The organism is Streptomyces muensis (assembly GCF_021474425.1).
GTDB classification, from domain to species: Bacteria; Actinomycetota; Actinomycetes; order Streptomycetales; family Streptomycetaceae; genus Streptomyces; species Streptomyces muensis.
The window spans coordinates 1-1,175 of record NZ_JAKEIP010000586.1 but is presented as its reverse complement, the minus strand read 5'-3'; the positions used below and the strand labels follow the sequence as shown (position 1 = coordinate 1,175).

Below are 1,175 nucleotides of genomic sequence, written 5' to 3'. Positions count from 1 at the left end.
CGCCGGCACCGCGTTGGGCCCGATGTGCACATCCCCGTCGATCCCACGCGTGAGATGCACCCCGAGGAACGGAAACGCCGGATCCGGCACCGGATACACCAGCCCCCGCACCAGCTCGGGCCGCGCCAGCGAGTAGTACTCCCCCCGGAACGGCACGATCCGCACCTCCGGCTCGTCCCCCGTCATCCGGGCCACCTCGTCGCAGTACAGCCCGGCACAGTTCACCAGCACCCGCCCCCGCACCACGTCCCCGCGCGTGGTCCGCACCGCCACCCCCAGCTCCGCCCGCCGGTCCACCCGCTCGACCTCCGCGCCGTACCGGATCTCCGCCCCGGACGCCTCGGCGAGCTGCCGCGCGACCCCGACGAAGTCGCACACACCCGTCGTCCCGACGTGTATGGCCGCGAGCCCCCGCACCTCCGGCTCGTACTCCGCGATCTGCGCGACACCCAGCTCCCGTACCGGAATGCCGTTCTCCCGGCCGCGCTGCACCAGCGCGTGCAGCCGCGGCAGCTCCTGCCGCTCGGTCGCGACGATCAGCTTGCCGGTGACGGCGTGCGCGATGCCGTACTCCGCGCAGAACTTGACCATCTCGGCGGCGCCCCGCACCGCGTACCGCGCCTTCAGCGACCCCGGCCGGTAGTAGATCCCGCTGTGGATGACCCCGCTGTTGCGCCCCGTCTGGTGCCGGGCCGGACCCGGCTCCTTCTCCAGGACGGTCACCCGCGTCCCCGGCGCGGCACGCGTGATCGCATACGCCGTGGACAGCCCGACGATCCCACCGCCGATGACGAGCACGTCACAGTCGTAAGCGAGCGTCCGCACCTGCCCCACCTCCCGGTTTCGATAATGCCTTGCGCCACTGACAACGCACTCAAACCCCGGGGGCCACGGCACCGGTACGGGGATGCCCGGTCCGCCTGCCCCGGCCTGACGATTCCCAGGGGGAACCTTGGGCAAGGGCGGGAATTCCGGCCATTCGTCCGCCGCGATTCCGCCACGAGGAGTTCACGCACCGCTTCGACGATGCGGCGGATCACCCCGGACTGCCGCCTCGGTGCGACACAGCGGCACTGAACGAAACGGCACCTCCATGAGACGCCTGCCCCCGGCCCTGCCCCGGGTCCTGCCCCTGGCTCGGCCCCCGGTCCGGTCCCGGATCCTGACCCCAGCCC

Annotated in this window: 1 protein-coding gene; it reads right to left on the bottom strand. The window is 72.3% G+C overall.

Annotated elements, in window-relative coordinates:
- Window positions 1-825, bottom strand: an 825-nt coding sequence (gene lhgD, locus L0P92_RS44545; protein WP_234768825.1) for an L-2-hydroxyglutarate dehydrogenase, incomplete at its 3' end; no start/stop codon positions are given.
- Window positions 826-1,175: the final 350 nt, after the last annotated feature.